Below are 23,409 nucleotides of genomic sequence, written 5' to 3' on the forward strand. Positions count from 1 at the left end.
CGCCCGGCTTTGCAAATCCCTTGCAAAACCTTACCCCAAGTATGCAACTCGATACTTTTGCAAATATTTCGCGAGATCTACGCAAGGATTTCATCCATAGGGTGAATTTACTTTGCAATAATGTTGCCCGCATATGAACCATTGCATTACAAAAGATCGCACTTAGGAGGAGGGCAAGATGCGCTATAAAGACGTTCGTGACGCGTGGAAGGCGGATCCAGAAGCATTCTGGATGCAGGCTGCCGATGAAATTTCATGGGATCGCCCCCCCTCTAAAGCGCTGTTTGATGCAGACCACCCGAATTACGAATGGTTCTCCGATGGGATGGTCAACACCTGCTGGAATGCGGTGGACCGCCATGTCGAAGCAGGCCGCGGTGATCAAATCGCAATACAACATGAAAGCCCGATCACCCATGCGACCAAAGGTGTGACCTATACAGAGCTGCGCGACCGCGTTGCGACCTTGGCCGGGGCGCTGAAAATGCGCGGGATTGAAAAAGGCGACCGTGTCATCATCTATATGCCGATGATCCCCGAAGCCTTGATTGCCATGCTGGCCTGCGCACGGATTGGCGCGATTCACTGCGTGGTCTTTGGCGGATTCGCAGCGGCGGAATTGGCGGTGCGCATTGACGATTGCACGCCCAAGGCCATTATCGCGGCCTCTTGCGGATTGGAACCGGGCCGCGTGGTGCATTACAAACCCCTGGTCGATGCGGCGATTGACCAAGCACAGCACAAGCCGGAATTTTGTGTGATATTCCAACGCGAGCAAGAGGTCGCGAAGCTGACCCCCGGCCGCGATTTTAGCTGGCATGGGTTCCAATATGGCGTCAAAGCCGCCGATTGCATTCCTGTCGAGGGCAATCATCCGGCCTATATCCTATATACATCCGGAACCACCGGACAGCCCAAAGGTGTGGTGCGCCATACGGCGGGCCATCTGGTCGCGCTACAATGGTCGATGAAGAATATCTACAATATTGAAGCTGGCGACAGGTTCTGGGCGGCTTCTGATGTTGGGTGGGTCGTTGGCCACAGCTATATCTGTTATGGGCCGCTGATCGCCGGTGCGACGACCGTGGTATTTGAGGGCAAACCAGTGGGCACCCCACATCCGGGCGCCTTTTGGCGCACTATCCAGAACATGCGCATCAAAAGCTTTTTCACCGCGCCAACAGCCCTGCGCGCAATCCGGCGCGAAGATCCCAAAGGCGAATGGATCAAGCGGTATAAGTTGCATGACCTTCAGGCCTTGTTTCTGGCCGGGGAACGGGCCGATCCTGACACGATAAAATGGGCGCAAGAACATTTGAACGTGCCTGTCATCGACCATTGGTGGCAAACCGAAACCGGCTGGGCGATTGCCGCCAACCCGCTTGGAATTGAGCGACTGCCGGTAAAGATCGGCTCTCCTTCCGTTGCGATGCCGGGCTATGATGTGCGCGTGCTCGATGAAGGCGGCCATGTGGTCAAATCCGGCACATTGGGCGCCATCGCGATCAAACTGCCTTTGCCACCGGGAACATTGCCAACATTGTGGAATGCTCAAGATCGCTTCCGCACAAGCTATTTGCAGCAATTCCCCGGATATTATGAGACCGGCGACGCAGGATATATGGATGACGATGGGTATCTTTACATCATGGCGCGCACGGATGATGTGATCAATGTCGCCGGGCATCGTCTGTCGACCGGCGCAATGGAAGAGGTTCTGGCCGCCCATCCCGATGTCGCAGAATGCGCTGTTATCGGTGCGGCGGACCCGCTGAAAGGGCAGGTTCCAATCGGCTTTGTCTGCCTGAACACAGGCACAACCAAACCGCATCAACAGATCATTCAAGATTGCGTGCAGATGATGCGCGACCAAATCGGTCCGGTTGCGGCGTTCAAGCTCGGCTGCGTGGTGGATCGCCTGCCCAAGACGCGCTCTGGCAAGATTTTGCGCGCTACAATGGCCAAGATCGCGGATGGAGAGCCCTTCCGAATGCCTGCGACGATTGATGATCCGGCAATTTTGGATGAGGTTTCGATGGCGCTGCGCGCCCTCGGCTATCCCAATTTCAAAGGCCATGCTGCGTGATACCTCAGGCTTTGGCGTCCTGCATTCGGTGCCAAAGCCAGCAAACGCCATGAACGCCCAGGCCATTCAAGCGTGGCATTTGGGCAGCATCACCCGGCGTGATATATTTTTTTGAAACACATTCCGATTATCTTACATGTTACGAAGACGTTTTGCCGTATACGGCAAAGCGATTAAGCCCGTATGTTGAAGATTATGCCCTTGCCCCCTTCCCTATCGCCCAGCGACACCGCGCCGCCCAATAGTGCCGAGGTCACGACACGGCGCGAACGTGCGGCATTGATGGGCCATGATCTGCGCGCCGCTGCCTCTGACATCATCGGTGGGCTGCGTTTGATCGAACGCGATGGTTTGCCACCACAGATGCAGATGCAATTTGCACGCGTCCGCGCTGCCAGTGAAACAATGGCCCGCCTTCTGGAACAAGGTCTGGATCTGGTGGCCGAAGATATTGGTGTGGCTGACTCCGTGCCTTCGGATATGGGGCAGTTGCTGCACGATCTGGAAATGCGGTGGTTGGGCCGGGCGCAGGAAAAACAGTTGCGGCTGGATATCGCCCTATCCCCTGATTTGCCGGACGTGGTCATCGTGGACCGCACGGCCTTTGAGCGTTGCGTATCGAACCTTATTTCAAACGCAATCAAATTCACCGATCAGGGCGGGGTGCGTCTGACCGTCACACCGCAAGACCCGGCGCATCTGCTGCTGACCGTAGATGATGACGGCCCCGGATTCGAAGACCGGCTGCTGCATCTTCCCCCCGATCAGGCCCTGCATCACACGGATCGGATGCGGCAAGGACAAGGCTTGGGCTTATATATCGCGCATGAAATGGCCCAACGTCTGGACGGGGAGTTGCGTCTAAGCAATCGCGCCGATCGTGGCGCGCGGGTGGCGCTGACCATTCCCATTCAGTCGCCGGCCGCGTCCACATCGCCCAGCCATTCCCCCCTGCCCAATCTGCATGGCAAGCGCATCTTGGTCGTCGAAGACAGTCAGATCAATCAGGCGGTTTTAAACCAAATGCTGGTGATGATGGGGGCACAGGTGGAACTGTGCGACAACGGTCTAAGCGCACAAACCCGGCTGAGATCGGAACATTTCGATGCGGCTATCGTAGATATTGAATTGCCCGGATTGTCGGGTCTGGACCTGATCGCGGGGATAAAATCCTATGCGCGACGGGCGCATCTTCCGGTGATTGCCTGCACTGCATATGTGCTGCGCGCCAACCGCGAAGCCATTATGACAAAAGGCGCAGATGCGATTGTGGCCAAGCCACTGACACGGGTCGATGCATTGGCCGATGCGCTGCGCCAAACCATGCCGCATCTACGCAGCACGGCACAATGCTGGCCAGAGCCTGCGATGGATCATTCACAGTTGGAGCATCTGCTGGAAATCGCGGGCGTTGATGGCCGATCAGAGCTTTTGGACCGCCTGTCATATGATCTGCAACGGGTAGAGCGCGGGCTGATTGCCGCCCTGGCCGACCGCGACGCCAAGCGTGTGCGCGAACAGCTGCATGTATTGGTTGCGGTGTCGGGGGCCGTTGGGGCAAACCGCCTGCTGGCATTGTCCCACGCCATGCAAGACAACATAAGCGACGCAACACCCGCACTGCATTCCGATACCGCACAAAGCCTGATGGCAGAATTGGATAAGATGATCCATTACGTTGGCACCTTCAAAACGCAGCGAAAGGGTCAGCCAACATGACACAGGCCCCAAACCCCGCTGAGGCCACACTGCCCAGCACCCGCCGCAACGCTGGCTTTGAACCCGATATTCTGGTGATCGAAGACACCCCGACGCTGCGGTTGATATATGAACAATATTTGGCGTCGATGGGGCTGACGGTCGCAACCGCCGAGACGGCCGCTGCAGGGATGCAAATTTTCGCGGAATATGCCCCCCCGGTGGTGATTCTGGATCTGCTTCTGCCCGATCGCGACGGGCTCGAAATGTTGCGCGATATGCTGCGGATGCGCCCCGGTGCTGCGATTATCGTCGTGACGGCGGATCGTTCGGTGGATCGGGCAGTCACCGCGATGCGATCTGGCGCACAGGATTTCTTGGTAAAACCGGTGGCCGAAACCCGGTTGGCCTCGGTTGTGCAAAACGCCCGCAGGGCCGTGGCCATGGCCCAACCCGACCACCACGGTCCGCAGGCCGGGGCCTTGGCGGGGTTCATCGGCACTTCTGCCAAAATGACGCGGGTTTATGACATGATCCGCTCTACCGCGCGGTCAATGGCCCCGGTTTTCATCACGGGCGAATCCGGCACCGGCAAAGAGCTATGCGCCGAAGCGATCCACGCGCTTTCCCCACGCGCGGCAGAGAAATTCGTGGTGCTCGACGGGTCATCGCTTAGCACGGACCGTTTCGATTCCGAGGTATTTGGCCATTTGCGGGGCGCTGTATCCGGGGCCACTGCGGATATGCCCGGCGCGCTGCAACGTGCCGATGGCGGCACCTTGTTTCTGGATAAGATAGATGAACTGGATCTGGGGCTGCAAGCAAAGCTGCTGCGGTTTTTACACAGCACAAGCTTTCGCCCACTGGGCGCAACCGAACCGCGCAAAGCAGATATTCGGCTGATCACATCCACCACGCGCCCCGCCCATGCCGCGATCGAAGGCGGGCATTTGCGAAATGATTTGTTTTACCGGCTTTGCGTCGTGCCAATTCAGATGCCACCGCTGCGCGAGCGTCCCGAGGATATCGGCCCAATCGCTGAAACCTTGCTGCGCAAATTCGCCGCGATTGAAAACCGGGCCTTCACCCGCATCAGCCCGCAGGCCCATGCAATTTTGCAAGCCCAGGATTGGCCCGGCAATATCCGACAATTGACCAATGTGCTACGGTCAATCACCGTGCTGCATGATGCGCCTGAGCTGGTATCAGCTATGCTGCCCAGCGACCTAAGCGTGTTGGCCAGCCCCGGCCGCGGCCCACAATCAGCCCCCACGGGCAATCCCAGCTTTGCCGGACAAACCCTTGCGCAAATAGAACGTGCCGTGATCGAAGACGCCCTGCACCGCCACGACGGCTCCGTATCCCAAACCGCGCGTGAGCTGGACCTCGCACCATCAACCCTCTATCGAAAAATCGATCATTGGAAAAAAACCGACGTCCCCTAGGAGGGGTCAGGCGAATTGTTCGCTCATCAGACGCTCTTCCAGCCCATGACCCGGGTCGAAAAGCAGGCGGTGTTTGATCACAGGCTCGGCTTTGATTTCCACCCATAACACCGATTTCACCGAGCGCGAATCCGCGTCAGACATCACCGGGCGCTTTTCGGGTTCCAGCACGTCGAAACGAACCGAGGCCGTGTCGGGCAAGATCGCGCCGCGCCAGCGGCGTGGGCGGAAACAGGCGATCCCGGTCAGCGCCAGAACATCCGCCCCAATCGGCAGAATCGGGCCATGCGCCGAATAGTTATAGGCGGTCGACCCGGCAGGCGTTGATAAAATCGCGCCATCACAGATCAGCTCTTCCATGCGCACTTTGCCATTCACGGAAATTCTGAGCTTGGCAGCCTGCGGTCCAGCACGCAGCAATGAAACCTCATTAAAGGCCTGCGCGGTATGCAGCTCCCCATCGGTTGTCAATGCACGCATCGACAGCGGCTTAATCTCGGCCTCTTCAGCCAGTTCAAGACGGTCTGGCAGATCATCGGGCGCATAATTGTTCATCAAGAAACCAATGGTGCCCCGATTCATACCATATACAGGTAAGCCCGTGTTTTGATGCAGACATTGCAGCATGAACCCATCGCCACCCAAGGCGATTACCACGTCAGATTCTTCCAGCTCGGACTGACCATAATAGCCGGTCAGCTCCCCCAAAGCCTCTTGTGCGCTTGCCTGCATCGCGGCGGCAAAATGCATCTTTCTTGGCCTGATCAAGCCCGTCTCCTCCTTGGTCTGGCCCATCGCCGGCCCCAAGGATAGACCAATGCCATTGGCAAAACACAAGCCGTAAAACCCGAAGTTTTTGGGCATCTGCCGCAGCTTGTCGCGATTTTGTCGTCTCTGACGCTTTTCGCCCGGCGAATTGTGCGATAAACGACCCGCGACATTCCTTCCTGGGAGATCTTGAGAATGACCGATCAGCGCGATGCCGGCTTCTTCACTGAAAGCCTTGAAACCCGTGACCCCGACCTGTTCGGCGCGATCCGCAACGAACTGGGCCGCCAGCGTGACGAGATCGAACTGATCGCGTCCGAGAACATCGTTTCGGCGGCTGTTATGGAAGCGCAGGGCTCTGTCCTGACCAATAAATATGCCGAAGGCTATCCGGGCCGCCGCTATTACGGCGGATGCCAGTTCGCAGACGTTGCCGAGAACCTGGCCATCGACCGCGCGAAACAGCTGTTCGGCTGTGAATTTGCCAATGTGCAGCCCAATTCGGGCAGCCAGGCGAACCAAGGTGTGTTTCAGGCGCTGCTGCAGCCGGGCGACACGATCCTTGGTATGTCACTGGATGCTGGCGGCCACCTGACCCACGGTGCCAAGCCGAACCAATCGGGCAAATGGTTCAACGCCATCCAATATGGTGTGCGTCAGCAAGATCAGCGTCTGGATTACGATCAGGTGCAAGAGCTGGCAACCGAGCATAAGCCGAAGATGATCATTGCCGGTGGTTCGGCCATTCCACGTCAGATCGATTTTGCCAAGATGCGCGAAATTGCAGATTCGGTTGGCGCCTATCTGATGGTTGACATGGCGCATTTCGCCGGTCTGGTCGCCGGTGGTCAGCATCCGTCACCGTTCCCCTATGCCGATGTGGCGACAACCACGACGCATAAAACCCTGCGCGGCCCGCGTGGCGGCATGATCTTGACCAATGACGAGGCGATCGCGAAGAAGGTCAATTCTGCGATCTTCCCTGGTATTCAAGGTGGCCCGTTGATGCATGTTATCGCCGGTAAGGCCGTGGCCTTTGGCGAAGCCCTGCGCCCGGAATTCAAGGTCTATGCACAGCAGGTCGTCAAGAACGCACAAGCCTTGGCCGATGAGCTGATGAAAGGTGGCCTTGATATCGTCACCGGCGGCACCGACACCCATGTCATGCTGGTCGACCTTCGCCCCAAAGGCGTGAAGGGCAACACCACTGACAAGGCCCTGGGCCGTGCGCATATCACATGCAACAAGAACGGCATCCCGTTTGACCCTGAAAAACCAACCGTAACATCGGGCATTCGCTTGGGCACGCCAGCTGGCACCACGCGCGGATTCAAAGAAGATGACTTCCGCGAAATCGGCCGGTTGATCGTTGAGGTCGTGGACGGTTTGGCCGCCAATGGCGAAGACGGCAACGCCGAAGTTGAGGCCGCAGTGCGCGCGAAGGTCGCAGATCTATGCGCCCGTTTCCCGCTGTATCCCAACCTGTGATGTGACGGATCATAAAATTAGAAGGGCTCCGTTTTCGGAGCCCTTTTTACATGATGCGACACCGTATCAAAGTGTCACAGAGTAATCTGGCCCGTTGCCATGGCCCAGACCAGCATCGCGCCGCCCGTCACCGCCACAATAAACACGATGGAGGTCACAGCCCGCAGCGCACCCTGCATCAAACGCGCCTGTGCGCCAAGCGGTTCAAGATATTTCGCGCAGGTTTTGAAATCACGCTCCACCGCGCGGGCATCAAGCTGCATCACCAGTTTTGGCGCGGCCATGATCTGTTCGCGCTGCGCAAGACGTAGACCGGCCTGGCGCACCTTGCGCGGCAAGCTCCGCGAGCGGCTGTCGATCCGCGTGCGTAGATCCACGCCCTTGGCCCCTAGACGCTGTGCCAGAAGGCGGGAAATATGGTTGATCTTTTTTTGTAAATCGGCGGGATTCATCGGCCTCTCCTTGCGTGGCGCAGGTTAGGATTTCACGCCACCAAGGGCAAGCAATCCGCCACAATTGTGATGCACAACAAAAACGGGGCTGGCGCAAGTTTGCGCAACGCGCTAGCCATGTCGCTATGTTGAACACTGTCTCTCAGGGCTCGGCCACCGAGCAACCGCCGCTACTGATTGTGCATGGGCTGTTTGGGTCCGCGCGCAACTGGGGTGTAATCCAAAAACGGCTGTCCTCAGACCGTGAGGTGATCACCGTTGATCAACGAAATCATGGAGATAGCGGCTGGACTGAAACGCATAGCTATGCCGATATGGCCAGCGATCTCGCTGAGGTAATCGACGCCCATGGCGGACAGATGGATGTGCTGGGCCATTCGATGGGCGGCAAGGCGGCGATGTATCTGGCCCTGACCCAGCCTGAAAAAATTGGCAAGCTGATCGTGGCCGATATTGCACCCGTGACCTATCGTCATACCCAAATGCATTTGGTGAAGGCAATGAAGGCACTGGACACGCAGGATTTGACCCTGCGGTCCGAGGCCAATAAACGCCTATCCAAGGATATTGACACCGAAGCGGTGCGCGCTTTCTTGTTGCAATCGCTTGACCTGAAGGCAGAGCCTGCACGCTGGAAGCTGAATCTGGACGTGCTTGAAGCCGAGATGAACAAGATCCTCAGCTTTCCTGAGGTGGATGCTGTCTTTGATCGCCCTGCCCTATTCGTCTATGGAGGCGCGTCTGATTACCTTACCGATGATGGACGTAAGAAGATCGATACGCTGTTCCCACAGGCCGAATTTTCGAAGATCGACGGCGCGGGTCATTGGCTTCACGCCGAAAAGCCCCGTGAATTTGAGGCCGTAGTGCAAGAATTCATCACTGGCTAAGGCCTAACATCGCATACGAAAGCGCGCCTCCCCGGTATCGCCGGGAAGCGAGGGGGATTTCAGCGGCCCGGCCGCTGGCCCCGCCACGGTGCAACCGCTGGCCTGCTGTGCCGCGCTGCGCATCAATTCAGGCACCTGATCGCGTGCCGCCCGCGGTAGCCATCCCAGCCGCACCACCTCTACCGCGCCACCAATATCATAGACGGCGAAGCGGATGCCCTGCAGCACTATCTCGGAACGCTGCGCGCCCCAAAATTGCGGCGCGGGCGAATGTGAACAGCCAGCGCATACCAGTATCCACCAAACCAAACGCATCGGACCCTCCTGATCCACAGGCTGGCCGATGGATGGTTAACAAAGCGTATAAATCACCGCGCCGATCGCGTCGCCGCAGCTACGGGGACCGGTCGCCATTCGCGGGCGAATTTTCCAAAGGTTTCGGACACAACCGCCCGAAACCCTTGGCCTGCGGGCGCTTCATAGCGGGTAATCGTTAGTTCTCCGCCGCGCTCCTCTATCATGTTAAACGTGTTGGGCGCGCCCCTTAGACGTGTCGACAGGCCCGTGCCCGCCTGCACAAACATCAACCCCGGTGCGGCACGAAACGGACCGGAGGAAGCTTCGTGCAGATGTCCCGACAGGACCAGATCCGCACCGCAATCCGACAGCTGTTTCAACGCCGCCTGCGCCCCGTCCATCAGTTTCTTATCGGTGTCGGGGCCATGTTCCAGCGGGTGGTGCATTACAACGACGTTCAGCCGCGCGTCTGGGCCGTTTTCAAAGGCATGGCACACATGGCGCAGCATCCTTTGCGATATTTTACCGCGCTGCCACGCAAAGCGATTGACCGTGTTCACCCCGACCACATGCACCTGATCATCACGCCATTGCGGTTCCAACTGGTGATCAATCGCATTGCGATAACGCCGCCACGGAGCGATAAACCGCATGTAAAGATTATCCAAGGGCGTGTCGTGATTTCCCGGAACCGCTAGGACAGGCAGTTTGATTTGATCAATGAATTCCCTGGCCTGTGCAAATTGGCTGCGCCGCGCACGTTGCGTAAAATCACCTGAGATAATCACAAGGTCAGGCGCAAGCCGGTGGATCTGTTGTAACAACGGCTGCTCCAACTCCGGGTCGGAACGGCCGAAATGCAGATCGGATAGATGCACGATGCGTGTCATTCAGCGGCCTCCTGAAGCTGTGCGCCGTCTTGCGGCGGCAGAATGATTTTCAGCGATTTTTTTGACATATGAAATTTAAACGGGCTAAGGCTGCGTTGTTTTTCGCCGTCATAGGCCAGCAACGCGCGTTTGCGTTTTGTTTCAATCGTGATTTCACGACATGTCACAAGATCATAGTCGCGATCTTGAGCCATCGTGCGCGTAACCATGCGCCATGCCAGACGAAACAGCCCCATGCGGCCTTTTGAACGTGCGATGAGAACGGCGAATTTATCCTGCTCGATCGCCTCTGCACCGTTCAGATTGAACCGGTCCAGCTGATAGGCAGAGCGGGCAACAAAGATCAGCGGCGTCTTATGATAGGCAACGTGATGTTCGGTGGTGATTTTGGCGGACATCGGGCGCTGAAACCGTAAGAATGTTCGAATGACGGACCAATAGGCCACAATGCGGTGACGCCCCCAGCGACGGTAAATCGCCTCTCGTGCGCGCAGGATTTGAGGATAAATCCCTAAAGAAGCATTGTTTAAGAACACCTGCCCATTCACCGACCCGACGGAGATATCATGGGCATGGCCATCCAGAATTTGTTGTGCTGTTTCGGTTGGATCCTCTGATAAGCCAAGGCCACGCGCGTAAAAATTGAACGTGCCCAATGGCAAGACCGCCATCGGGACCGGCTGACCCAACATTGCCTGCGCCACGGCCATGCACGTGCCATCCCCGCCCGCCGCCACAACCAGCTCTGCGCCATCCTCCAGCGCCTGTTGCACCGTCTGTGCGATCTCTGCCCCTGGTTTCCAGAAATAGATCCGGGCATTGGACCCAAATACGTCCTTGGCCGTCTCTAACGGCTCACGCGCACGGCTGTTTTGCCCACTTTTGGGATTTGCAATAATAGACACCCGCAGGTCGCGCCGCCCTGCGGCAAAGGATGTCTGTAAATCGGCGCGTGTCATGGCAAAACCCCTTGGGCAAAGTTCAAAACTCTTACCCATCAACGCGCGGATCATCGTCTGGTTTCCAGCACGCCGGAAAATTCAATGGGTTTGCCGCGCGCCCGTCGTCACGCTGGGTTCGTGCCGCACCCGCCGCATGTGGAATAAAATTGCGACACATAATGTCGTTTTTGGTCCAATTCGGTCGCATCCTGTAACGTCAGCCTATAGAATGATGCGAATTTCTCGCATTTTCGTGACCGAGATCTAGGTTGCTATTGCAATCATCCATCTGTGGACGCGGCAGCCGCCCCATGATTGGACACTGATAATGCTGTCCCAAGGAGTAACCCGATGAAGGCCAATCCAACGAAATATTTGCTTTCCGCTGCATTTTGCGCACTGGCAGCGCCGGCGTTTGCCCAAGATGCCGAATGCGGCGATGTGCAAATTGCGGAAATGAACTGGGCATCTGCCGGCGTCGCCGCGTGGGTCGACAAGATCGTGCTTGAAGCTGGCTATGGCTGCGATGTGACATTGGTCACCGGCGACACGATGCCGACATTCACTTCGATGAATGAAAAAGGCGAACCCGATGTCGCGCCTGAACTATGGGTCGACGCGGTCAAGGTCGCGCTGGATGCAGCAAAGGCCGAAGGCCGCCTAGTCGAAACCGTTCCGCTGCTGAAAGATGGCGGTGTGCAGGGCTGGTGGATCCCGAAATACATTCAAGACGCCCATCCCGACATCAAAACAGTTGCAGATGCCCTTGAACATCCAGAACTGTTCCCGGCGCCTGAAGACCCCTCACGCGGTGGGGTGTATAACTGCCCGGCGGGTTGGAACTGCCAGATTTCAACAGCCAACCTATTTGAGGCCTATGGCGCAGAGGACAAAGGCTTTGATCTGGTAGATACCGGGTCGGCGGCTGGCTTGGACGGGTCGCTTGCGAATGCCTATGAGCGCGAGGAAGGTTGGATGGGCTATTACTGGGCTCCGACCGCGATCTTGGGCAAATATGACATGGTGCTCTTGGATGCGGGCGTTCCGCTGGACCGCGAGGCCTTCGACAATTGTACCGCGATTGCAGATTGCGCGGACCCACAGCCAAATGCCTATCCGGTTGCCGATGTGAATACCGTCGTGACAAAGGAATTCGCGGACAACAATCCGATGACGGTTGAATATTTCAGCACGCGTCAATGGGACAATGACACGGTGAATGGGATCCTTGCCTGGAAAGATGACAACCAGGCAACGAATGAAGACACAGCTTACTATTTCCTTGAAAACTATGACATCTGGAAAAGCTGGGTTGCGGAAGAGACCGCTGAAAAGATCGCAGACGAACTGTGATGACGGATTTTGGGCGCGGGAAATTTCCGCGCCCATTTCCCATCAACAGACGCCGATCATAAAGAATGCCAGACAGGAGACCTGACACATGGCATCATGCTGGGGACTGCCCGAACTACTGTGCGAATTTCCATCGCTCAGCAATAAATCATTGCGCACAATGCGCACCACCATCGACGGCGGGTTTCGCGACCTTGTCCGAAGCTGGTCGGATGTTATCGATCAGGCCACCTGGCCGCTTCAGGTGTTTTTGAACACGCTGGAAGATATTTTCACCCAAACCCCGTGGTTCATCGTCATGGCTGTAATGCTGGGCATTGTCTATGCTGCATCGCGCAGCTGGAAGACCGTGCTTGGCGCGTTCGCCGGGCTGATGTTCATTGGTATTTTTGACCTGTGGGAAGACACAATGACCACCTTGGCGATGGTCACTGTTGCCACATTAATCGCGATTATTCTGGGCCTGCCCCTGGGCATCATGATGGCGCGGTCAGATCGGTTCAAATCAGTCCTCTCCCCGGTGTTGGACGTGATGCAAACCATGCCGTCTTTTGTCTATCTTATCCCGGTCGTGGTGATTTTCGGCATCGGCAAAGTGCCCGGTGTGATTGCCGTCGTAATCTATGCCGTCCCACCGATGATCCGCCTGACCAATCTGGGCATCCGTCTGGTCGACCAAGAAGTGATTGAGGCCGCCGACGCCTTTGGCTCTGATAGCCGGCAAAAACTGTGGGGCGTTCAGCTGCCACTGGCCTTGCCGACGATTATGACCGGGGTCAACCAAACCATCATGATGGCGCTTGCGATGGTCGTTGTGGCCTCCATGGTAGGGGTTGGCGGGCTTGGCAAAAACGTGCTGCAAGCCATCAACAATCAGTTCTTCACCATCGGGTTTTTGAATGGTTTTGCGCTTGTCGCAATCGCGATTATCTTTGACCGCACATCGCAAGCCTTCGGGAAGCGGTTGCAAAAACATACGGAGACCGGCCATGACTGACACACGCTCTGGCATTGAAATCCGTAACCTTTATAAGATTTTCGGCCAAAACCCCGCGAAATATGTCGACCGCGTCAAAGCCGGGATGACGAAGGAAGAGCTGAACGACAAATACAACCATGTCTTGGGGTTGCAAAATATCAACTTGGATCTGGCACCGGGGGAGATCTCGGTCATCATGGGGCTGTCAGGGTCAGGAAAATCTACCCTTATCCGGCATATTAACGGGCTGATCATGCCCACCGCTGGTGAGATCCTGTATGAGGGACAAGACGTCGTCTCAATGAACCCAACAGAGCTGCGGCATTTTCGGCGCCTGAAAACCGCGATGGTGTTTCAGAAATTCGGCCTGTTGCCGCATCGCACCGTGTTGGACAACACCTGCTATGGCTTGGATATTCAGGGGCTGCCACGGTCGAAATCCGAACCGATAGCGCGCCGCTGGATTGATCGGGTTGGTTTGTCGGGTTTTGAAGATAACTTCCCAAATCAGCTGTCTGGCGGCATGCAGCAACGTGTCGGCCTGGCCAGAGCGTTGGCCAATGATGCGGATATTTTGCTGATGGACGAAGCCTTTTCGGCACTGGATCCGCTGATCCGGATGGACATGCAAAAAGTGCTGCTGGATCTGCAAGATGAGCTGAAAAAGACGATTGTCTTCATCACGCATGATTTGGACGAGGCCCTGCGCCTTGGCGATTCCATTGCCATTTTGCGCGATGGCGCATTAGAGCAAGTGGGAACCGGGCAAGATATCGTGCTGCGCCCAGCAAATGATTATATCGCGGAGTTCGTGCGTGAAGTGAACCGCGGCCGGGTGATCCATGCGGATCGTTTGGCACAGCCCCTGCCACCGGGCGCACCGCTTCCAGAACTGCAACTCCCGGGCCGATTGGTGCTGGAACTGGTCGCACGCGAAATGACCAAGGCCAACGCGACCCAGGCAACGATTTTGGACCGCAATGGCACGCCAGCTGGGGTGATCGATATCGCTTCTATCCTTGGGGCGATGGTGACGCCTGCGGATGCGCCTGCTCTTTGATCAAGGGGCCTTAAAAGACGATAACAGGCGGTGCATGATGCGCCGCCTGTTATCCATTGTATCACCCGCAGTATGTCTGCATCGTTTTAATATTGCACGACGGCACGGATGGATTTGCCTTCATGCATCAGATCAAAGCCGTGATTGATCTCATCTAGGGTCAGGGTATGGGTGATCATCGAGTCGATCTCAATTTTCCCATCCATATACCAATCGACGAATTTTGGCACATCTGTGCGCCCCTTTGCGCCGCCGAATGCCGTGCCTTTCCAAACCCGCCCTGTGACCAATTGGAATGGCCGGGTCGAGATTTCGGCACCAGCCGGCGCCACGCCAATAATGACTGAAACGCCCCAGCCCCGATGTGAACATTCCAACGCATCGCGCATGACTTTCACATTGCCCGTGGCGTCAAATGAATAATCCACGCCACCGATCTGATCAGCGCCCTTCTTGGTCAGGTTGACAATTTCCTCGACAACGCTGCCCTTAATTTTCGACGGGTTCACGAAATGCGTCATGCCGAATTTCTTCGCCATTTCCGCCTTATCATCGTTCAGGTCCACGCCGATGATCACATCCGCGCCCGCCATCCGCAGGCCTTGGATGACATTCAGACCGATCCCCCCAAGGCCGAATACCGCCGCTGTTGCGCCGATCTCTACCCCTGCGGTGTTGATGACCGCACCGATGCCGGTGGTCACACCGCATCCGATATAACAAATCTTGTCGAAAGGCGCGTCGTCACGCACTTTGGCCAATGCAATCTCTGGCATCACTGTGTGGTTCGCAAAGGTTGAACACCCCATATAGTGATGGATCGGCGTCCCATCGAGCATCTTGAACCGCGTGGTGCCATCTGGCATCAGCCCCTGCCCTTGCGTATTGCGAATGGCCGTGCACAGATTGGTTTTTCCCGACAGGCACGACGCGCATTCCCGGCATTCGGGCGTATATAGCGGGATTACATGATCACCGGGCTTCAACGTTGTGACACCCTCGCCAACCTCAAGCACGATCCCTGCGCCTTCATGGCCCAGAATCACTGGGAAAATTCCCTCAGGATCCGCGCCAGACCGGGTGAACTCATCCGTGTGGCACAGCCCTGTCGCCTTGATTTCGACCAAGACCTCCCCTTTTTTCGGGCCGTCCAGCTCGACCTCCATAATTTCAAGTGGCTTACCTGCTTCCAAAGCAACTGCGGCACGGGTTCTCATCTGAAAGTGCTCCATGTATATATCGGGGCAGAGCCTGCTCTATTGGGCGATTAAACACAAGCAAGGGTGCGACATGTTGACCAGAGTTTCCGTCATTGCCGCGAGTGTGCTTTTGGTTGGCTGCGCGCCACCAGAGCCCGAGCTGGCGCCGACCCCCAATCTTCCGACACCGTATATGACGCCGGAGACATCGACGACCGATAGTGGTCTTGTCGAGCGCGAACCCGATCTGTGCCACGCAAAGGAATATGTCACGGCACTGGGCCAACCTGAAACGGTGATCCCTTCTCTGGGGCTGGGTGATCGCCCCTACCGTGTTGTTGAATGGCGCGGCGTAGAGGACCAGATCTATACCCCGCACCGCGTCGTGTTCCGGTTGGATCAATACGGCAACATCTACAATATTGACTGCGGCTAAGCCGATAAAAACGGGGGCGCCAATGGCACCCCCGTTTTACATCTGATTTGCGCAACCTTGCGGCGTAATCAGTCTTTATAATCGTCGTGGCAGGCTTTGCACGTCATGCCGATCTGCTTCATGCTGGCGCGTGCACCGTCCAGGCTGGAGGTATCCGCGGCCATTGCCGCTGCATAAAGCGCATCGGCCTTTTGCGCGAAATCATCCATATTGTCCCAGATCGCGGGTTTGGCCTCAGATTCCGGGTCAGCGGCAGGATCTGCAAACAAGGCCGGAATATTTTCGGCCTCAATCGCCAATTCAGCCATCGCGGCCTGAGCAGCTGCCGCGTCGAATTCGGTCTTTCCTTTGACCATATCACCCATGATGGCGTAATGGGTGCGGATGTCTTTCATCCCTTGCATACGAGCCTTGACGGTCGGGTCCGTTACTGCGGCATGTGCAATCGCGGCGCTGGACAGCACGGCCAAACCGAGTCCCAAAAGAAACGTATTGCGTGAAAGAGTTTGAGTCATAACCTGGCTCCTAGTCTGTGATCAGTCGCATCTTGAAAATACACTGTTGCGTTACAGCTGAAGCCTAGCTGAAGACACCATAAATACACCCCAAACACGTCCTTGATCACTGAAATGTCAGGAACTGCAGCGGATTATGCACGAAACATATGCCGCAGAGCCGTTGGTTTAGATTGTAAATTTGGAAAATTTGCGTCCCGACGGCGCGTACTGGGTGGGGGCTGTTATCCGCGCCATCGGGACTATAGCGATTTCCGCTACGTCGACTATCACGGACGAATATGGCGAAAAATTGATCGAAACCAGGCGTTTTTGCGGAATATTTGCGGCAGAAAAAAGGCATGCCTAACGGCGTGAATATCTGTTTAACCACGAAAATTTAGATAACTGTTTCTAGGCGAAAATACAAGCGGATTTGATCGACGCGCGATCATGAAGGGCTTGCCAGGTCCCGCGCACGATGGCAGCATTAATAAATGACTGTGCAAGAGCCAACGCCCCTTCATCCCCGCCCAAGCCCACCACAGGTGGCGTTTGACCGGACGGAGTTATCCGTTATCCTATCCGTATATGGGCGAATGGTCGCAGCTGGTGAATGGCGTGACTATGCCATGAGCTTCCTGCGCAATGTCGCGGTATTCTCGGTGTTTCGCCGGGCAACCGAGACGCCGCTGTATCGGATTGAGAAGCGGCCTGCCCTGCGCAACAAACAAGGCCTGTATGCGGTGATCGCGATGGATGGCCGGGTATTAAAACGCGGATCAGATCTGCGGCAGGTGCTCTATGTCCTGGAACGGAAGCTGATCCGACCCGTTGATTAGGGGATTACAGCCTGCGTATACCCAGAAATGGCCCCTCTTGTGCGGCGTCTATCCGCGCCAATGTTGCCGCGATATCTTCATAGGACACCGCCATAGCGCCCGCATTTGCATGAATCAATGTGCTACTATCGCATGCGATCGCCACGTGACCTTTCCAAAACAGGAAGTCGCCACGTTGGGGCGTTGCATCATCGGGTAACTTTTGGCCCAAACTGTTCCATTGCAGATCGCTATCGCCGGGGCACGGTATTCCGCTGACCCGCAGTGACAGCTGCACCAAACCCGAACAATCGATGCCATCGCGCGAATTTCCACCCCACAGATAGGGTGTGCCAAGAAGCCGCGCGGCCACTGTGACCGGGTCTGCCTCAACCGCATCAAGCCGATTAAGATGTTGTTTTGGAATAAAACCGTCCGGTGTAACGTAAAATTCCGCCTCTTCACGCAGAACCGTTACAACTGCCCCAATAGACAGCCGCATCAATGTCCCGCGCTTGATTGATCCTTCGCGATAGACATGGGTTGCAGGCGCCGTCACCCGATGCGTCGGGGCCCTGGGCGCATCAATCGCACCGCTGTCCACCCAACCGCAATAACCATCCACACGGGTCTGAACAAAGCATGACGGGCCGCGTGTTTCGATCACAGTCAGGCGCTGACCAAACAGCACCTGCCGATCGCGCGTGCCGTTGGGGGCCGACATCAGATCCAGAACAGGGACCGCGACCCGCGCCTGCTGACCGTCGGTATAGGACATGGCCTCTACCCGGTCTTGCCAATCGCGTAGCGCGATCCGACCCGAAAACGGCGTCAAGCGTCGATCAAACCCGGCGCGCGGATCACATCCATCCATGATCATAGTGACAGCACCTTTGGCAAGGCGGCCAAAATGGCCCGCGCACCCTGCCCGACACCGCCTTTAGGCCGCGCGGGTGCAGCGCTACGCTGCCAGCCGTAAATATCAAAATGTGCGAAGTTTTCTGTCTGCGTAACGAAGCGGCGCAGAAAGAGTGCGGCAGTGATTGATCCCGCCATACCCCCTGCCGGCGCATTGTCCAAATCAGCGATGCCCGGTTCGATCATCGACTCGTAAGGGGTCCAGAATGGCATGCGCCAAAGCGGGTCGGCGGCCTCGCGCCCGGCCGAAAACAAGGCCTCGGCCAGATCGTCATCATCGGTGTAAAACGGCGGCAAATCCCCGCCCAAGGCTGCCCGCGCAGCACCTGTCAAAGTCGCCATACAGATAATAAGGTCGGGATTTTCTTCATCCGCATAGGCCAGAGCATCGGCCAGAACAAGCCGGCCCTCCGCATCGGTATTATTGATTTCAACCGTTAAGCCCTTGCGCGATGTATAAATATCTTGTGGACGGAACGCCGCGCCGCCCACCGCATTTTCCACCGCCGGGATCAAGACACGCAATTGCACCGGCAGATCTAAGGCCATGATCATATGCGCCAGACCCAGCACCGTTGCTGCGCCGCCCATATCTTTTTTCATCAACCCCATTGAGGCACCGGGCTTTAGGTTCAGCCCGCCGGTGTCAAAACATACGCCTTTGCCGACCAATGTCAGCTCTGGCCCCGCACCACCCCAACGCATATCGATCAAGCGCGGTGCGCGCGGGCTGGCCTGCCCGACCGTGTGGATCAGTGGAAAGCCTTTTTGCAACAGATCCTCACCGGTGATGACCTCAATTTTCGCACCATGCATATCGGCAAGGCTGCAGGCCTCTGCCTCCAACTCTGCCGGCCCCATGTCATTGGCTGGTGTATTGATCAGATCGCGGGTCAGCGCCTCGCCTGCCACGATGATTTCCAATTGCTGCGCATCGCAGCCCTCTGGACAAATCAACCGGGCCACTGGGGGGGGGGCCGACGCATATCGGTTAAAACGATATCCCGCCAATAACCAGCCCAGCGCCGCCTCGTGTTGTTCTTGTGCCGAAAGGAACCCGACAAGATGCCAATCACCAGCCGGCAATCCGGCAGCGGCCAAGGCAAAGTGAAACCGGCCACGCTGCCGCGCTCTATCGCTTCCCAAGCCAAAAAGGGCACCCGCAATCTCGCCACCGTCACCCGGCAGCACACAGATTTGACCCAGCGCCCCGGTGAACCCCTGCGCCTTGGTAAAGGCCTGCTGCGCGGCAGATATGCCTTCAGGGAAACCATCCTCGCACAGATATAGCGGCAGGCCGGGAGCATCGCCCCCCGCGAATGTCATGGCTGGACGGGCCGAGAGCAAAGATACCGAAGGGGATGGAGATGGGGCGGTCATGATGTATTCCTGCGCAATCGACACCAGATCAAAATAACGCCCTTATCAAGGGCTGCAAGCGCTGTCGCTCCCCATTCACGCTGCCGTCATCTGTTTTCCAAACGCACCCAGAAAAAACCGACAAGTGCCTGATTTACAGGCTCATATCCTGAATTCCCCAAACCTCGCTGAGGGAGCGATCACCGATCCTGACCAAACGCGCCAGCAAGGCATCACGCGCAACCGCATCTTGTGCAGCCACAGCCGCACGCAGGTCTTGTGCAATGCGCACCAGCTTGGACATCCCCACCTGCGTCGCCAGCGGGATCAACGTATCAATCGCCCGGCCAAACGCCTCCTGGCGTCCTTCGCGGATCGCAACGTCAACCGCGACCATCTGCACGGCAAGATCTTCAATCGCCTTGGACATCAACCGCTCTGCCGCGTGTTGTCCCATTTGAGAATAAAGCGCCACGATACGGTCGGAATCAATCCGAACGGTTTCTTCGCAGCGCAGTCGTATGACATCAGCCACCCAACTGCCCTCCTACATTCATATAAAACAGATTGTGCGATGTCGCGGTTCTGGCGCAGCGCAACCGTTCTGGTCCTATGATGCAGGCTTCGCCCGCTTCGGTGTGATCCTATCAATCAACATCAATATGCCCCCCAGATATCAAGAAATGGTTATGACCCAAAAGAAACCTCTCGAACTTAGGGCGCGGCTTGATTAGATTTGCCAAAATCACCATGGAGAACGGCATGAAAGAACATGTGAAGCCGCTGCCCGCCTATTTGGTCCAGCGATTCCTCGGTTGGAAAGCCACGACCTATTCCGAAAATCAAGCATGGTATAAACGACTGGCCTCAGAGGGTCAGCGCCCGCGTGCAATGGTAATTTCGTGCTGCGATTCGCGCGTCCACGTCACCTCGATCTTCGGTGCCGACAGCGGAGAGTTCTTTATTCACCGTAATATCGCCAACTTGGTCCCACCGCATCAACCTGATGGTGAACATCACGGCACATCGGCGGCGGTGGAATATGCAGTAAAGGCGTTGAAGGTCTCGCATATGATCGTGCTGGGCCATTCCAATTGCGGCGGCGTTGCAGGCTGTGACGCGATGTGCACCGGGCACGCGCCGGAGTTGGAGGAAAAAACCTCATTCGTTGGCACATGGCTTGCCACGCTGCGCCCGGGCTATGAACGCGTGAAAGATCTGCCAGATGACGAGCGCATCACTGCGTTGGAAAAAGAGGCCGTCGTGGTCAGTTTGGAAAACCTGATGACATTCCCCTTTGTCGTAGATGCCGTTCAAAGCGGTCAGATGTCTTTACACGGGTTGTGGCATGACATCGGCGGCGGCGGGCTGAAACAATATGATCCGCAGTCCGAAATATTTGAAAACCTCTAAGGTTCGCAAACACCGCTTGAATGAATATTTTCGCTCAGGCGGGACCAAAGCGGGAAAATAAACCCGGCGTTAAGGATGTTTGGCGAATCTGGCTGCATGACACATTCATCGCACCGACTCGTTACGATGCGCCTGCCGAAAGACCTGATCTCTCAGATCGAGAACTCGGCCCGCGCTCAGGATATGGCACCCGCGGAAATCATCCGCACCGCCCTGACGGACGCCCTGATGAAGGGCGCCGCCTCCATCCCGACCCGGCTTACGCAGCGGGTCGCCATTACGCGCGCTTTCGATCTGGCGGATGGCTGGCTGGACCTACAAACGCAGCTTCGCGCCCTGGGTTTCGTGCTGCGCCACGATCCTGATGGTAAGCTGAGCCTGAACGAATGGCCGTCCAATCAACACCTGTGTAAGTTGGAAGAAATTGGTCAAAGCCAGACCGAGCTGACGACACGGTATCGCGCCCCCTTCCCCGGCCTGCAGCCTGAAGCCGCGCATATGCCCGTTTTCCGTTCTAAACGCACGTCCGGCATGTCATCGGCTGCTTAAGCGCGCCAAATTTTAACCTGATTTCCGTGTCCGGCGTCATTCAGTCGGACAGCGCGTTTCGTCGCGGGGGCTGCGAAATGCGTTTGCCTGCGGCCCAGAAATTTGGGCCGCAGGCATAATTTTCAATCTAGGACATCACCGAAGAACTTCATCATCGGGCCAGTTCAAATCCGTTTGCACGCGGATCAACTGACTGTCCTGTGGCGGCAAGTCGAAGTCCCACACAAGAACGCCGCGACGATCGTCTGGATGTTCTGTGGTCGGGGCGGGATCTGCAGAATAGGTGATCTTCAGACTGTCTTGCTCAGAATAAGGCACGCGGTCCAAGACACGCATCGGCCATGTCTCATTGGTCAGGTTTTTCACCTCAATCCGCGTAGTCTCGGATTGCTGTGAGGATTTTGAAATCAAGCCGGCCTGCCCTTGTATCCGGTCTTCGACCACATGGCTTAGGGTCAGGCCATCAATCGCGCCAAAGCCCAGATCAAAGGTATCGCCCGCCGCGACCAAATCCAATTGACCACCACCAACCATTGCACCATCGACATAACGTGTCACAGGCCCGGGCAGCAAAATCTCGGTGCCATTCTTGATTTCAGCCATAAGATAGGCACGATCATCGAACACAGGCACAGCCTGCGCACGGATATCGGCAGGCAATGTCATCTGATCCAGGCTTAGCCGCAGCGCCTCCACCCCGTCGCGGATATCAACGGGTTGCGCATAGTGATACGTCAGGACCATTCCTTGCATCTGGGCGCCCATTCCCTCGGCTACGGGGGCCTCCATCATTGCCATATCCGCTGACCGCGCGAGCGCTTTGGGCGCCGCCATCAGCTCCACCGGCGGGCCGGAACGGCGCAGCAAAGGCGGCAGGTAGGTCGGGTCCGCCCGCTCGGACGGGCGCGCTGTGGACAAGGTCACATCGACACCCTGCCAATCCTCGCCACTGGCTTGATGCACCGAGACATATCGGTCCAACGTCACCTGACCCGAAGCGCGGTCCAGATGCATATCATAGGATGGGCTCCAACCCGCATTATCAACATAGGTGGTGATCGTCATCACCCCCGTCCCCTGCACTGTCGCGCGCAAAACATCGCCGTCATCGCTGGGGTTTTGCACTGCTGCCAAGGTCTGGCGGGCGCTTTCCAACGCCTTGCGATCCGGGGCCAGTGCGTCATCCGCACGGCGCGCGGCGGCTTCAGCCTTCAGCGCTGTGGTGCGTGCCGCCAGGGACTCTTCGGCCACCTGCTGTGCAAGGCTTAGTGCCTGAGCGGCATCCATCCCTTGTGTGGACAAGCCCGATAGAAACTGAACGCGATCTTGCGCCGCAAGAGCCTGCAAACGGATCTGCGCCACATCCTCTAATTTATCCGCCAAAACATCTTCCAGACGGTCCACCTCGGCCTTGGCTGAAACAACCGCCGGATCTTCGGCACCATCGCTGGGCGGGCGGCGGTCATCGATTAAAGACAACGCGCCGATCTGCAGCCCCTCCCCCGCCACGCGCAGCGTATCAATCCGCGTGTCTTCGGGTAAACCGGGTACGATAATCTGCTGGGGCTTCTCTGCCGATACATTGACCTGGCGCACCACCTGTGCGCCCCATGGGAACAACGTAACCGACTGAATTTTGGCGTTGGCGGTCACGTCCTGCGCCCAAAGAGCGGCCGGGGATACTGTTAATACAAGCGCCGCAACCATGCGAATATGGATCATCGAAAACCTCCCTCAGATCATCATGCAGCCTGATAGGTCGGGCAGGGCATGTCCAGAAAACTCTGCTCACGTTCTGGTCAGCATTCAGCGCATAGAAAAACCCCCGGCACGCAAGCGCACACCGGGGGTTTACATCGTCTAAAAGGGGCGC

The 23,409-nt window shown here is 56.8% G+C and carries 23 protein-coding genes; 12 read left to right on the forward strand and 11 right to left on the reverse strand.

Going from position 1 to position 23,409, the window contains the following annotated elements:
- The first annotated feature begins 178 nt into the window (after positions 1–178).
- From BFP70_RS03815 to BFP70_RS03825, 3 genes are all read left to right on the forward strand, one after another.
- On the forward strand, positions 179–2,086 hold the full coding sequence (locus BFP70_RS03815; RefSeq protein WP_066010033.1) for an AMP-binding protein: 1,908 nt from the start codon (positions 179–181) through the stop codon (positions 2,084–2,086).
- 195 nt (positions 2,087–2,281) lie between these two features.
- Positions 2,282–3,805, forward strand: a complete 1,524-nt coding sequence (locus BFP70_RS03820) for a response regulator (protein WP_176715487.1) — start codon at positions 2,282–2,284, stop codon at positions 3,803–3,805.
- Complete coding sequence (locus BFP70_RS03825; protein WP_083217339.1) at positions 3,802–5,229, forward strand: sigma-54 dependent transcriptional regulator; 1,428 nt, start codon at positions 3,802–3,804, stop codon at positions 5,227–5,229. The genes BFP70_RS03820 and BFP70_RS03825 overlap by 4 nt, the downstream gene beginning before the upstream one ends.
- 6 nt (positions 5,230–5,235) lie before the next feature.
- Here the strand turns inward: BFP70_RS03825 and BFP70_RS03830 are convergent, their stop codons facing one another.
- Positions 5,236–6,024, reverse strand: coding sequence for an NAD kinase (locus tag BFP70_RS03830; protein WP_066010114.1), 789 nt, complete (start codon positions 6,022–6,024; stop codon positions 5,236–5,238).
- A gap of 168 nt (positions 6,025–6,192) precedes the next feature.
- On the opposite strand from BFP70_RS03830, the gene glyA reads away from it, so the two are divergent.
- A complete protein-coding gene (gene glyA, locus BFP70_RS03835) occupies positions 6,193–7,485 on the forward strand; it encodes a serine hydroxymethyltransferase (protein ID WP_066010035.1) in 1,293 nt (430 codons plus the stop codon).
- A 74-nt stretch (positions 7,486–7,559) separates the two neighbouring features.
- On the opposite strand, the gene BFP70_RS03840 is transcribed toward glyA, so the two are convergent.
- Entirely contained in the window at positions 7,560–7,937 is a 378-nt protein-coding gene (locus BFP70_RS03840; RefSeq protein WP_066010036.1) for a hypothetical protein, read from the reverse strand.
- 125 nt (positions 7,938–8,062) lie between these two features.
- Between BFP70_RS03840 and BFP70_RS03845 the strand changes: the two genes are divergently transcribed.
- Complete coding sequence (locus BFP70_RS03845) at positions 8,063–8,827, forward strand: alpha/beta fold hydrolase (RefSeq protein WP_066010037.1); 765 nt, start codon at positions 8,063–8,065, stop codon at positions 8,825–8,827.
- A 3-nt stretch (positions 8,828–8,830) separates the two neighbouring features.
- On the opposite strand, the gene BFP70_RS03850 is transcribed toward BFP70_RS03845, so the two are convergent.
- From BFP70_RS03850 to BFP70_RS03860, 3 genes are read right to left on the reverse strand one after another with little or no spacing between them, the layout of a single operon-like run.
- A complete protein-coding gene (locus tag BFP70_RS03850; RefSeq protein ID WP_066010038.1) occupies positions 8,831–9,142 on the reverse strand; it encodes a hypothetical protein in 312 nt (103 codons plus the stop codon).
- A gap of 53 nt (positions 9,143–9,195) precedes the next feature.
- Positions 9,196–10,014 carry a metallophosphoesterase gene (locus BFP70_RS03855; protein ID WP_066010039.1) on the reverse strand — a complete coding sequence of 273 codons (819 nt, stop codon included), beginning with the start codon at positions 10,012–10,014 and terminating at the stop codon, positions 9,196–9,198.
- On the reverse strand, positions 10,011–10,973 hold the full coding sequence (locus BFP70_RS03860; RefSeq protein WP_066010040.1) for a diacylglycerol kinase family protein: 963 nt from the start codon (positions 10,971–10,973) through the stop codon (positions 10,011–10,013). The genes BFP70_RS03855 and BFP70_RS03860 overlap by 4 nt, the downstream gene beginning before the upstream one ends.
- Positions 10,974–11,306: 333 nt before the next feature.
- Here BFP70_RS03860 and BFP70_RS03865 point away from each other — a divergent pair, with 333 nt between their 5' ends.
- The 3 genes from BFP70_RS03865 to BFP70_RS03875 all read left to right on the forward strand — a co-directional run bounded on the left by BFP70_RS03865 (position 11,307) and on the right by BFP70_RS03875 (position 14,347).
- The gene (locus BFP70_RS03865; RefSeq protein WP_066010041.1) at positions 11,307–12,308 is read left to right on the forward strand and encodes an ABC transporter substrate-binding protein; all 1,002 of its coding nucleotides are present in this window, start codon (positions 11,307–11,309) and stop codon (positions 12,306–12,308) included.
- An 88-nt stretch (positions 12,309–12,396) separates the two neighbouring features.
- Positions 12,397–13,305 carry a proline/glycine betaine ABC transporter permease gene (locus BFP70_RS03870; protein ID WP_066010042.1) on the forward strand — a complete coding sequence of 303 codons (909 nt, stop codon included), beginning with the start codon at positions 12,397–12,399 and terminating at the stop codon, positions 13,303–13,305.
- Positions 13,298–14,347 (forward strand): glycine betaine/L-proline ABC transporter ATP-binding protein, encoded by a 1,050-nt coding sequence (locus BFP70_RS03875; protein WP_066010043.1) that lies wholly within the window; start codon positions 13,298–13,300, stop codon positions 14,345–14,347. Before BFP70_RS03870 ends, BFP70_RS03875 begins: the two co-directional genes overlap by 8 nt.
- A gap of 86 nt (positions 14,348–14,433) precedes the next feature.
- Here the strand turns inward: BFP70_RS03875 and BFP70_RS03880 are convergent, their stop codons facing one another.
- Positions 14,434–15,564 carry an S-(hydroxymethyl)glutathione dehydrogenase/class III alcohol dehydrogenase gene (locus BFP70_RS03880; RefSeq protein WP_066010044.1) on the reverse strand — a complete coding sequence of 377 codons (1,131 nt, stop codon included), beginning with the start codon at positions 15,562–15,564 and terminating at the stop codon, positions 14,434–14,436.
- Positions 15,565–15,637: 73 nt separating this feature from the next.
- Between BFP70_RS03880 and BFP70_RS03885 the strand changes: the two genes are divergently transcribed.
- Positions 15,638–15,982 (forward strand): hypothetical protein, encoded by a 345-nt coding sequence (locus tag BFP70_RS03885; RefSeq protein ID WP_066010045.1) that lies wholly within the window; start codon positions 15,638–15,640, stop codon positions 15,980–15,982.
- Between the two features lie 68 nt (positions 15,983–16,050).
- On the opposite strand, the gene BFP70_RS03890 is transcribed toward BFP70_RS03885, so the two are convergent.
- Positions 16,051–16,497 carry a cytochrome c gene (locus BFP70_RS03890; RefSeq protein ID WP_066010046.1) on the reverse strand — a complete coding sequence of 149 codons (447 nt, stop codon included), beginning with the start codon at positions 16,495–16,497 and terminating at the stop codon, positions 16,051–16,053.
- A 476-nt stretch (positions 16,498–16,973) separates the two neighbouring features.
- Here BFP70_RS03890 and BFP70_RS03895 point away from each other — a divergent pair, with 476 nt between their 5' ends.
- Positions 16,974–17,318 carry a DUF2794 domain-containing protein gene (locus tag BFP70_RS03895; protein WP_066010047.1) on the forward strand — a complete coding sequence of 115 codons (345 nt, stop codon included), beginning with the start codon at positions 16,974–16,976 and terminating at the stop codon, positions 17,316–17,318.
- 4 nt (positions 17,319–17,322) lie between these two features.
- Here BFP70_RS03895 and BFP70_RS03900 read toward each other — a convergent pair whose 3' ends face one another.
- From BFP70_RS03900 to BFP70_RS03910, 3 genes are all read right to left on the reverse strand, one after another.
- On the reverse strand, positions 17,323–18,177 hold the full coding sequence (locus tag BFP70_RS03900; protein WP_255356583.1) for an NlpC/P60 family protein: 855 nt from the start codon (positions 18,175–18,177) through the stop codon (positions 17,323–17,325).
- On the reverse strand, positions 18,174–19,595 hold the full coding sequence (locus BFP70_RS03905; RefSeq protein ID WP_083217340.1) for a M17 family metallopeptidase: 1,422 nt from the start codon (positions 19,593–19,595) through the stop codon (positions 18,174–18,176). The genes BFP70_RS03900 and BFP70_RS03905 overlap by 4 nt, the downstream gene beginning before the upstream one ends.
- A 133-nt stretch (positions 19,596–19,728) precedes the next feature.
- Positions 19,729–20,109 carry a hypothetical protein gene (locus BFP70_RS03910; protein ID WP_083217341.1) on the reverse strand — a complete coding sequence of 127 codons (381 nt, stop codon included), beginning with the start codon at positions 20,107–20,109 and terminating at the stop codon, positions 19,729–19,731.
- A gap of 227 nt (positions 20,110–20,336) precedes the next feature.
- On the opposite strand from BFP70_RS03910, the gene BFP70_RS03915 reads away from it, so the two are divergent.
- Both BFP70_RS03915 and BFP70_RS03920 read left to right on the forward strand, forming a co-directional pair.
- A complete protein-coding gene (locus tag BFP70_RS03915; protein WP_066010048.1) occupies positions 20,337–20,987 on the forward strand; it encodes a carbonic anhydrase in 651 nt (216 codons plus the stop codon).
- A 96-nt stretch (positions 20,988–21,083) separates the two neighbouring features.
- Positions 21,084–21,536, forward strand: a complete 453-nt coding sequence (locus tag BFP70_RS03920; RefSeq protein ID WP_141693084.1) for a CopG family transcriptional regulator — start codon at positions 21,084–21,086, stop codon at positions 21,534–21,536.
- Between the two features lie 135 nt (positions 21,537–21,671).
- On the opposite strand, the gene BFP70_RS03925 is transcribed toward BFP70_RS03920, so the two are convergent.
- Positions 21,672–23,258 carry a DUF4139 domain-containing protein gene (locus BFP70_RS03925; RefSeq protein WP_066010050.1) on the reverse strand — a complete coding sequence of 529 codons (1,587 nt, stop codon included), beginning with the start codon at positions 23,256–23,258 and terminating at the stop codon, positions 21,672–21,674.
- Between the last annotated feature and the right edge of the window lie 151 nt (positions 23,259–23,409).

It is taken from the genome of Thioclava sp. SK-1, assembly GCF_001705665.1.
Classification (GTDB): Bacteria; Pseudomonadota; Alphaproteobacteria; order Rhodobacterales; family Rhodobacteraceae; genus Thioclava.

Bases quoted from the DNA above. Each gene is read 5' to 3' on its own strand.
- BFP70_RS03875 (WP_066010043.1), top strand. From the start codon at position 13,298: ATGACTGACACACGCTCTGGCATTGAAATCCGTAACCTTTATAAGATT.
- BFP70_RS03890 (WP_066010046.1), bottom strand. From the start codon at position 16,497: ATGACTCAAACTCTTTCACGCAATACGTTTCTTTTGGGACTCGGTTTG.
- BFP70_RS03895 (WP_066010047.1), top strand. From the start codon at position 16,974: ATGACTGTGCAAGAGCCAACGCCCCTTCATCCCCGCCCAAGCCCACCA.
- BFP70_RS03915 (WP_066010048.1), top strand. From the start codon at position 20,337: ATGAAAGAACATGTGAAGCCGCTGCCCGCCTATTTGGTCCAGCGATTC.
- BFP70_RS03820 (WP_176715487.1), top strand. From the start codon at position 2,282: ATGCCCTTGCCCCCTTCCCTATCGCCCAGCGACACCGCGCCGCCCAAT.
- BFP70_RS03860 (WP_066010040.1), bottom strand. From the start codon at position 10,973: ATGACACGCGCCGATTTACAGACATCCTTTGCCGCAGGGCGGCGCGAC.
- BFP70_RS03925 (WP_066010050.1), bottom strand. From the start codon at position 23,258: ATGATCCATATTCGCATGGTTGCGGCGCTTGTATTAACAGTATCCCCG.
- BFP70_RS03885 (WP_066010045.1), top strand. From the start codon at position 15,638: ATGTTGACCAGAGTTTCCGTCATTGCCGCGAGTGTGCTTTTGGTTGGC.
- BFP70_RS03865 (WP_066010041.1), top strand. From the start codon at position 11,307: ATGAAGGCCAATCCAACGAAATATTTGCTTTCCGCTGCATTTTGCGCA.
- BFP70_RS03920 (WP_141693084.1), top strand. From the start codon at position 21,084: ATGACACATTCATCGCACCGACTCGTTACGATGCGCCTGCCGAAAGAC.
- BFP70_RS03905 (WP_083217340.1), bottom strand. From the start codon at position 19,595: ATGACCGCCCCATCTCCATCCCCTTCGGTATCTTTGCTCTCGGCCCGT.
- BFP70_RS03840 (WP_066010036.1), bottom strand. From the start codon at position 7,937: ATGAATCCCGCCGATTTACAAAAAAAGATCAACCATATTTCCCGCCTT.
- BFP70_RS03850 (WP_066010038.1), bottom strand. From the start codon at position 9,142: ATGCGTTTGGTTTGGTGGATACTGGTATGCGCTGGCTGTTCACATTCG.
- BFP70_RS03845 (WP_066010037.1), top strand. From the start codon at position 8,063: ATGTTGAACACTGTCTCTCAGGGCTCGGCCACCGAGCAACCGCCGCTA.
- glyA (WP_066010035.1), top strand. From the start codon at position 6,193: ATGACCGATCAGCGCGATGCCGGCTTCTTCACTGAAAGCCTTGAAACC.
- BFP70_RS03900 (WP_255356583.1), bottom strand. From the start codon at position 18,177: ATGATCATGGATGGATGTGATCCGCGCGCCGGGTTTGATCGACGCTTG.
- BFP70_RS03870 (WP_066010042.1), top strand. From the start codon at position 12,397: ATGGCATCATGCTGGGGACTGCCCGAACTACTGTGCGAATTTCCATCG.
- BFP70_RS03825 (WP_083217339.1), top strand. From the start codon at position 3,802: ATGACACAGGCCCCAAACCCCGCTGAGGCCACACTGCCCAGCACCCGC.
- BFP70_RS03855 (WP_066010039.1), bottom strand. From the start codon at position 10,014: ATGACACGCATCGTGCATCTATCCGATCTGCATTTCGGCCGTTCCGAC.
- BFP70_RS03830 (WP_066010114.1), bottom strand. From the start codon at position 6,024: ATGGGCCAGACCAAGGAGGAGACGGGCTTGATCAGGCCAAGAAAGATG.
- BFP70_RS03815 (WP_066010033.1), top strand. From the start codon at position 179: ATGCGCTATAAAGACGTTCGTGACGCGTGGAAGGCGGATCCAGAAGCA.
- BFP70_RS03880 (WP_066010044.1), bottom strand. From the start codon at position 15,564: ATGAGAACCCGTGCCGCAGTTGCTTTGGAAGCAGGTAAGCCACTTGAA.